Genomic DNA, 8,010 nt, shown 5'->3' with positions numbered 1-8,010 from the left:
TGCAAACTGGCGGGTGCCGTGCACTTCGCCGACGTCGAAATCAATGTGTTCGTTAAGGAGATTTAAATGGGTACTTATTCTTTTATGGATGTTACGGCTTCTCTTGTAGGGCCAACCGGCGTGATTGATTTGGGCGCGGGCAGTGCGAACGGCGACACCGGGATCAAAGTGGAAATGGCGACCACAAAAAACACCATGACCGTCGGCATTGACGGTGAGGTGATGCATAACCTCTCTCCGGCCAAAAACGGCTCCATCACCGTGACGCTGATGAAAACCTCCGGTGAATAAAAAGCTGATGCTGGCCTACAACGCCCAAACGCTCTCCTCGGCACTGTGGGGTAAGAACACAATTGTCGTGCGCAACACTTCCTCCGGCGATCTGGTCACCGCTCGTGACGTAGCATTTTCACAGCTACCGGCAATGCCAACGGCAAAGAGGCGGCACCATGGACTGGAAGTTTGACTGCGGCAAAATCGATCAGCTGCTCGGGAGTTCTAAACCATGGAAATTACCCTGAAAGCGGTGAACTACCGCATTGGCAAGCTCGGCGTTTTTGAGCAGCTCAGCGTTGCGCGCAAACTACTGCCGTTCTGGCGGGCGTTGTGGGTGATTTTCGCAGCTTACAGGGTAAGGAGGGCGGTAACGCCCTCGAAACCGTGCTGCCAAAAATTGCCCGCACCCTTGCCGATCTCAGCGATGAGGACTGCAACACCATTTTGTACCCTTGCCTCGTCGTGACGCGTGAACACATGAAGGGCTGGTGCCGGTCTTTAGTCAGGGCGCATTGTCCTTTGACGATATAGACCTGATGACGCTGCTGCAGCTGTGGCCCGGGTGGTGGCCGACTCGCTGGGAAATTTTTTGCAAGAACTCCCCGGCAGCGAAAACCCGGCTCCGTCGGCGCCTGATGCTGGAGACGCTCTCGGCGGGAAGATTACATTCTTCGCCCGGCGGAGGTCTTCGGCCTCAGTTGGCTGGATCTGAAAAGCGGCGCGGTGGATCTCTACGACATTGCGCTGATGAATGATTACCTTGAGATGCAGGCCGAGAATAAGGCCTGTGTCGCACGCTGGAGAGAGGAAAATGAGCGCTAGTCCTTTATCTGCTGATGTCCTCAATAAATTAATCGAAAAACTCCCCGGAGCCACAGAAAAAATGGCTCCTTCATTGAATCGCTGGGAACGTTCTTTGATGGGTTAACAAAAGATCTTCGGATCGACAGTATTTCAGCAAAAACTTGATGGCGTTAACCTCAAGGATTATCGTGCCGAAGGCTATGCCACGCGGCAGGCTGCGGCCACGCCTGAACTGGTTCCTTTTTATGCTGAGGAATATCACCAGATTGCAGGCAACCTGAATTTTGATGCCGACACGGCGGCTAAACAATCTGAACGATATCAGGTTTCGCTTTATCGTCTGGAAACCGTGTTTGATATTTTGCGTGAGAAGGCGGGCAGTGGCCTGGCACAAATCTGGCGCAGCCCTTTGAGACGCTGACAAATACAATCCTGGTCAGTTTTCCTAAAATCGAACCTACCGTTAACAGCATCTTAAGTGTGTTGGGTGGCATAGCGAACGTTGTTGGCAGCGCCATCAACGGCACAATCGTTGGGTTACCCAGTTGATTGAATGGTGGCAAATGCTTGATGGTTCTACACAAACCGTGATTGCCACAGTGGCAGGCATGATTGCGATTTGGTATGGACTGAATACGGCATTCATGGCTTCCCCCATTGGTTTAGTCCTGGCGCTGGCAACGTCAATCGGCCTGCTTTATGACGATTACATGAAGTGGCGAGATGGAGGCGAAAGCCTGATTAACTGGGGGCGTGGAAACCCCGTTCTTGAGTTGGCCTCCGCCATGATCGACGGCGTTTCAAATACGATAAAGGCGCTTGGAAGCTCGCTCGGTGATTTGCTGGGGCATTGATTTCAGTAAATGGTCTATCAGCACGATTTTTGAAGGGTTGATGGGGGAATTTAAAGCGCTGGAAGAGATGTTCAGGCAGGTGGGCAAGCTGATAAATGCGCTTAAAGAAGGAAAGTGGTCTGAGGCAATGACCATCGGCAAAGAGCTAGTGGTCAGTAGCGTGACCCAATCTCCAGCTTATAAAATGGTTAATGGTACGTTCAATTTTCTCGACGAAAAGGCCGTTGCAGGGGCGTCAGCTTTCAAAGAATGGTTTAACAGCCAGGAAAAGAAAGACACTCGTCGTCGGCTTCCTGTGGCGATCGATAATCTCAGCCAACCCGATCCTGTCTCAATGTTACTTCCCGCCGGGGTTGCCAGCAATGAACGCCTGGCGACCTCTGGCGATTTCTCCACGGCGAACAACAGCACTACGCATTCCCCGACGATTAACAGCAATACCCATATCGTCGTGAATGGCGTCTCTGAACCTCATCTGGCGGCGACCGAGACATCTGAGCGTTTGTTCAACGTTCATTCTCAACTGGCGCAGCAGTACGAAAGGAGCATGAGCTAATGGATATTTTTGGTGCTTACTTTCAGCCGCGCACGAGCTTCTCGGGTTTTCTGGTGCCGGATGTGGTGATTAGCGAACTCCATTCGGACACGCTGAAAATCGCCTCTCATCCCGTCGAGTTTGGCCCAAACATCAGCGACCATGCCTGGGCCGAGCCCGGCGAGGTAACGATTGATTGCCTCTTTAAGGCAGGCGGTTCACTGGTTGACTTTGCCAATACGACCGCGCTCGGCTCCTGGCTAAGCGCGGGCCCCAGCCCGGCACAAATTTACCAGCAGTTGCTTGATCTACAGACAAAAGCAGAGCCCTTTAGGGTCATCACCCGCCGTCGTTCCTACGACAATATGCTGATCAAAACGTTGAATGTGACGACCGGCGTCAAATCGGAAAACATTCTTGGCTGCAAGCTGGTGCTGGCTGAAGTATTAATGACGGCCACGGAAGCGCGCCCGGCAGCGCCTAAAACGGCGATGGATGAAGGGGTAACTACAGCTTCGGTCGGCGATAAGGGCGAAAAAGTGGTTACCACTCCCATGGGGGCGGGCAAAATTACGCCGCTTCAGCCTGAAAAAAAAATGAGGAGAGACCATGTCAATTGCAGAAATTCCCCTCAGCGCGGATAACCAGGTATTTACGATCCAACTTGCCGGGCAGACCCTGCGCATGCGGCTGCTTTACCGGGATGCTGCAGGCTGGGTTCTGGATATTCTCGATGCGGACAACCAGCCCATCGTGAGCGGGATCCCGCTGGTGGCTGGTGCTGATTTATTGGCGCCATATACCTGGCTTGGGTTTGGCGGAGGCCTATGGATCGGCTGTGATAATGAGGCTCAGGATTACCCGAGCAAAACCGATCTCGGGCGCGGCAGCCATCTTTACTTCGTGACGGCAGATTAAGGGGGAGGAGATGAGTCAAAACTGGTCTCGCCACTTTGAGCTCCAGCTTCTGAAGGAAGACGGTAGTGGCATTGCGCTCTCTGGTTTTAAGGTGACGTTTAAAATCGACTGGCATGCCGGCAGCTCACCCAAAACGGCCGAGGTGAAAATCTATAATCTCGCGCCGGACAACGTGAATCGTATTGCCCAGAAGGAGTACAGCAAAATCCGGCTGATTGCGGGCTACAACGGATTAGAACCGGTGGTAAGCAGCAGCGAAGTGGGAAAAATTCGGGTTGTCGAACCTGTCGAGTGGGGGCCGCGAGACGGCATGAACTTTGGGGTGATCTTCAGCGGCGACATTCGCATCTGGATGACGGGGCGAGAGGATACTCCTGACGACTGGATTTTAATTCAGGCCATTGATGGCCATGAGGCGCTGATGTCCGCAGTGCTTAGCGCCACGCTTGCTAAAGGCTACACGGTATATGACATGTACCAGTTTGCGGCTGGCGCGCTGAAACCTTTTGGCGTTCTGCCCGGCAGGTTGCCGCCTTTTCCTGAAACGAAGTTTCCCAGAGGGTATACCTTCCACGGCAAAGTCAGCAGCTATCTCGATCAAATCGGTAAGCTGTGCAAGGCCACCTGGAAGCTGTCGAATGACCGGCTGGACTATTTCAACGCAGCTGAAAAAGCGCACCCGCCCGTGAGTCTTAATAGCCAGAGTGGACTGATTGGGCGGCCGCAAACGTCAACGGATGCGGGTGTAACCCTGAAATGCCTGATTAACCCCACAATCCTGCTCCACGGCCAGCTGAAGTTAGATCAAAACACGCTCTATAAGCCTGCGTTGACTGCTGAGGATGACTATATCCGGCCCTCGCCGGACGGCGTGTACGATATTTATGGCATTACCTACAACGGGGATACCCGGGGGATCAATGGTATATGACCATGATGTGCTTCCCGGCAGGCCAGTACGTTGAGGATGTGGGAGAGGCGTGGAAAAAACATTCCGCCTCTAATAAATAAAAGCCAGACCCGCCTTTGCGGGTTTTTTTATCCCTGGAGGAATCATGGCTCTGACGACTTCGGCTCTCAGCGGTGAGCTGGCCGATACGCTTGCGGCCAGCCGGGCCGCATTAAGCAACGATCTTCGGGTCGCATTACCCGGCATTATTCAGTCTTTTGATCCGCAATCTGTTACCTGTGAAGTAGCCCCCGCTATCCGTGGGGCAAAAATGGGCCGCGATGGAACAGTCGCTTCAGTCGCCTACCCGCTGCTGGTGGATGTGCCAGTTATTTTCCCGCATGGCGGAGGCTGCTCGCTGACGTTTCCGCTTAAAGCGGGAGATGAATGCCTGGTTATATTCGCCGATCGCGCCATCGATTTTTGGTGGCAAAGCGGAGGCATTCAGGAGCCGGTTGATGCCCGGCAGCACTCGTTGTCTGACGCTTTCGTGCTGCCCGGCCCTCAGTCACAGGCGAAAAAAATCAGCGGCATCAGCCCCACGGCGGTTCAGCTACGCAGCGAAGACGGCAAAGCCTTTGTTGAGCTGGATCCCAACAGCCACAGCATCACGCTCGCTACGCCGGGAAAACTTACCGCGACAGCGGCCAGCATTGACCTGACCGGGGAGGTCAATATCAAAGGCAGCGTGACCGTGAGCGGGGATGTCTCGGCCAGTGGGATAAGCCTGACGAAGCACCGCCACGGCGGCGTGCAGTCCGGCGGTGCAAACACGGGAGGTCCGGTATGAAATACCGCAGAGAAAGCAGCGACGGGGATTACACCTTTGGCCAGGGAGAAAACACCTTCCTGGAAAACTCGCCGGAATGCGTGGCTCAGGCGGTGAGCACCCGGCTCAAGCTGTGGCAGGGCGAGTGGTTTCTGGATAACCGGACCGGCACGCCTTACCGCCAGTCCGTGCTTGGCAAACAGCAGGACGACACCTGGGTATTAATGCTGATTGACCGCGTCAGCCAGACCATGGGCGTTAAGTCCGTGCTGGAGGTCACCGCCGCGCGTACTGAAAAACGTACCGTCACCTTTAACGCCACCATCGACACCGTTTACGGTCCCACCACTTTAAACAGCGAGGCATAAATGGCCCTCAATTCTGAAACGCTGGGGTTATCGGCAACGGTAACGGCCCAGGGGATAACCGCGCCTGATTATCAAAGCCTGTTAGGGACTTTGATGGATGCGTTCAGGCAAATCTACGGCACCGATGCGTATCTGGAGCCGGACAGCAAAGACGGACAGCTCATCTCGCTGATGGCGCTGGCCATTCACGACGCCAACAACGCGGCGATTGCTGCCTACAACAGCTTTTCCCCTGCGACGGCGATGGGACGGGCGTTATCGAGCAACGTTAAGATCAATGGCATTGTCAGGCGGGCGGCGACCTTCTCGACGGTTGATCTGCTGCTCACTGGCATTCCTGGCACGACCATAACCCGTGGTTCTGTGAGAGATGGCAGCGGGGTGACGTGGTTTTTGCCTGAGGTGGTGTCGATAGGCGTTGATGGCTCAGTCATCGCCACCGCAACCTGTGCCAGCAGCGGCGTAATGGCGGCACCTGCGGGATCTATTACCATTATGGGCACCCCAACGCGCGGCTGGGCTGCGGTCACAAACCCTCAGGCTGCTACGCCGGGCGTGGCGGCGGAAAGCGATGCTGAATTACGCATCCGGCAGTCGCAGAGCGTTGCTTTGCCTGCGCTCACGCCGTTTGAGGCGGTCGAGGGGGCGATTGCCAACATCGCAGGCGTAACCCGCCACAAGCTCTACGAAAATGATACCGGCGCCGTCAACGCCAATGGCCTGCCTCCGCATTCCATCGCTGCGATTGTGGACGGCGGGGATGTGACGGACATTGCCCAGACGATCAGGGGCAAAAAAGGCCAGGGCGTGGCAACCTTTGGCGCAACGTCCATTGTGGTGCCCGATCTCTACGGCAATCCCCACAGTATTGCTTTCTCACGGTCCGCCAATGTACCGATTTACGTCGACATCGTGCTGAAAGTGTTCACCGGCTATACGTCGCAAATCGGCGAGCAGATGAAGCAGGCGATTGCCGACTATATCAACGGCCTGGGCATTGGCGATAGCGTGCTGCTGAGCCGCATTTACTCCCCGGCCAACCTCGGCGTGGTCAGCGGCGGGAAAGCGCGGTATTACGACATCACCGACTTGCTAATCGGCAAATCCACCTCTGCGGTCGCGGCGGCTAACGTCAATATCGGTTACAACGAGGCCGCCTCCTGCAGCGTGGACAACATCAATATCACGGTGAGCTCATGAGTAAATATACCGGGCGCATCACCAGCTACCACGCCAGCAAGCCCCTGTTTTTTGCCCATGTTGATCTGAGTACCCGCCCTTTTACTGAAACCGCAACGACCACCGAAAGCCTGATCAACGCATTTGATATCGACGCTGCGGTTGGGGTGCAGCTTGATGCGCTGGGGTTGTGGATTGGGCGAAGCCGCGTCGTTAGCCAGCCGATTTCCGGCGTCTATTTTAGCTGGGACACCGATGCCCTGGGCTACGACCAGGGCGTGTGGCAGGGACCTTACGATCCCGATGCAGGCTACACCTCACTGAGCGATGAAACCTACCGCATCATCCTCAAGGCAAAAATCGCGATGAACAACTGGGACGGGCAGAACGACACGCTGCCCGCGATTCTGGACGCCGCCACGGCAGGGGCAGGGCTGCGAATGCAAATCGTCGACAACCAGGACATGACCATTTCTGTCTGGGTTCTGCCAGAAACGGACATTGCTGACGTGTCCCTCGAGCTTCTCGCGGCCATCAAACAGGGATACCTGACGGTGAAAGCGGCGGGCGTCTGGGCGGGAGACATTCAGACCCCGTCAGTGGAAGCGCCGTCGCAGGGCGGCAAATTCTTTGGCTTTGATATCAACAATCACTATATCGCCGGTTTTGACGACGGCGCATGGGAGAGGAAACTCTAATGGCTACAAATCAGTTTAAACCTTTTGCAACCCGGCCTGACGCCAACGTCACGCCGCAAAATGAATGGGAAAATTTGCCCGCGCTGTTAAGCGGCTTTGCCGGCGGTAAAGCCAGCAGCGCTCAGGTGAACAAAGCGCTGCGCCAGACGTCATTTATTGCCGCCGCGCTGGCCCAGTTCGTCAGCGATAAAAGCGGGCAGGATGTGCTGGACGACGGTGATATCGCCGCTTTCCTCGCGAAGTTAACCACCGGCTTCGGGAAGCAATATCTCAGCCGCCAGAATCCGTTTGCGGATATTAAGGCCGATGGTGCCGCCGCGATTTCTTCGGCTCTCTCAAACCTTGGTTTGGGGGATGGGTCTGCGAGTTTGTCTACCAATGGATGGCAGAAGCTTTCTTCCGGGCTTATTTTACAGTGGGGATACAATGTAGTTGCTAATGGTGTAGTCAGTGTAACTTTCCCTATTCCATTTCCAACTTCTTTCTTTTGTATATCAGGTAATCATGGATTTCTAAATACGACAGCTGGCCCAGCGATTGTAGTAAAAACAAGCGCAGGGATGGACCGAAATAAAGTTACACTGTTAGTAACCAACAGCTTTGCAACGATTAATACTGTTGATGGTTGGGGATGCTTCTGGATTGCTCTGGGGTGCTAAA

At 54.8% G+C, this 8,010-nt stretch carries 11 protein-coding genes and 2 pseudogenes; all 13 read left to right on the top strand.

The genetic code is table 11. The annotated features are described in order from the left end of the window. Positions 1–66 precede the first annotated feature (66 nt). The 13 genes and pseudogenes from LH23_RS23040 to LH23_RS22985 all read left to right on the top strand — a co-directional run bounded on the left by LH23_RS23040 (position 67) and on the right by LH23_RS22985 (position 8,009). A pseudogene (locus LH23_RS23040) lies at positions 67–521 on the top strand (phage structural protein). Next, positions 506–910 (top strand): annotated as a pseudogene (locus tag LH23_RS23760) (phage tail assembly chaperone); the annotation flags it as partial. The pseudogenes LH23_RS23040 and LH23_RS23760, both read left to right, overlap by 16 nt. A 113-nt stretch (positions 911–1,023) precedes the next feature. After that, entirely contained in the window at positions 1,024–1,098 is a 75-nt protein-coding gene (locus tag LH23_RS24485) for a DUF6889 family protein (protein WP_409335207.1), read from the top strand. Positions 1,099–1,643: 545 nt separating this feature from the next. Then, complete coding sequence (locus tag LH23_RS23030) at positions 1,644–1,934, top strand: hypothetical protein (protein WP_039296232.1); 291 nt, start codon at positions 1,644–1,646, stop codon at positions 1,932–1,934. After that, a complete protein-coding gene (locus tag LH23_RS23025; protein ID WP_156108078.1) occupies positions 1,900–2,490 on the top strand; it encodes a hypothetical protein in 591 nt (196 codons plus the stop codon). The genes LH23_RS23030 and LH23_RS23025 overlap by 35 nt, the downstream gene beginning before the upstream one ends. Then, the gene (locus tag LH23_RS23020; RefSeq protein ID WP_052050430.1) at positions 2,490–3,113 is read left to right on the top strand and encodes a phage baseplate protein; all 624 of its coding nucleotides are present in this window, start codon (positions 2,490–2,492) and stop codon (positions 3,111–3,113) included. The genes LH23_RS23025 and LH23_RS23020 overlap by 1 nt, the downstream gene beginning before the upstream one ends. Beyond that, positions 3,079–3,387 carry a phage baseplate plug family protein gene (locus tag LH23_RS23015; RefSeq protein WP_039286715.1) on the top strand — a complete coding sequence of 103 codons (309 nt, stop codon included), beginning with the start codon at positions 3,079–3,081 and terminating at the stop codon, positions 3,385–3,387. The genes LH23_RS23020 and LH23_RS23015 overlap by 35 nt, the downstream gene beginning before the upstream one ends. A gap of 10 nt (positions 3,388–3,397) precedes the next feature. Next, a complete protein-coding gene (locus LH23_RS23010) occupies positions 3,398–4,318 on the top strand; it encodes a hypothetical protein (protein ID WP_052050428.1) in 921 nt (306 codons plus the stop codon). 124 nt (positions 4,319–4,442) lie between these two features. Then, positions 4,443–5,126: a Gp138 family membrane-puncturing spike protein gene (locus tag LH23_RS23005; protein WP_039286709.1), complete on the top strand. Its 684-nt coding sequence runs from the start codon at positions 4,443–4,445 to the stop codon at positions 5,124–5,126. Further along, on the top strand, positions 5,123–5,473 hold the full coding sequence (locus LH23_RS23000) for a hypothetical protein (protein ID WP_039286706.1): 351 nt from the start codon (positions 5,123–5,125) through the stop codon (positions 5,471–5,473). Before LH23_RS23005 ends, LH23_RS23000 begins: the two co-directional genes overlap by 4 nt. Next, positions 5,474–6,673 (top strand): baseplate J/gp47 family protein, encoded by a 1,200-nt coding sequence (locus tag LH23_RS22995; protein WP_039286703.1) that lies wholly within the window; start codon positions 5,474–5,476, stop codon positions 6,671–6,673. Further along, a complete protein-coding gene (locus tag LH23_RS22990; RefSeq protein ID WP_039286700.1) occupies positions 6,670–7,350 on the top strand; it encodes a DUF2612 domain-containing protein in 681 nt (226 codons plus the stop codon). Before LH23_RS22995 ends, LH23_RS22990 begins: the two co-directional genes overlap by 4 nt. Next, positions 7,350–8,009, top strand: a complete 660-nt coding sequence (locus LH23_RS22985) for a gp53-like domain-containing protein (RefSeq protein ID WP_039296225.1) — start codon at positions 7,350–7,352, stop codon at positions 8,007–8,009. Before LH23_RS22990 ends, LH23_RS22985 begins: the two co-directional genes overlap by 1 nt. Position 8,010: the final 1 nt, after the last annotated feature.

Source organism: Cedecea neteri (genome assembly GCF_000758305.1).
Classification (GTDB): Bacteria; Pseudomonadota; Gammaproteobacteria; order Enterobacterales; family Enterobacteriaceae; genus Cedecea; species Cedecea neteri_C.
The sequence above is the reverse complement of the archived record's forward strand: the minus strand, read 5'-3'. Positions and strand labels throughout refer to the sequence as shown.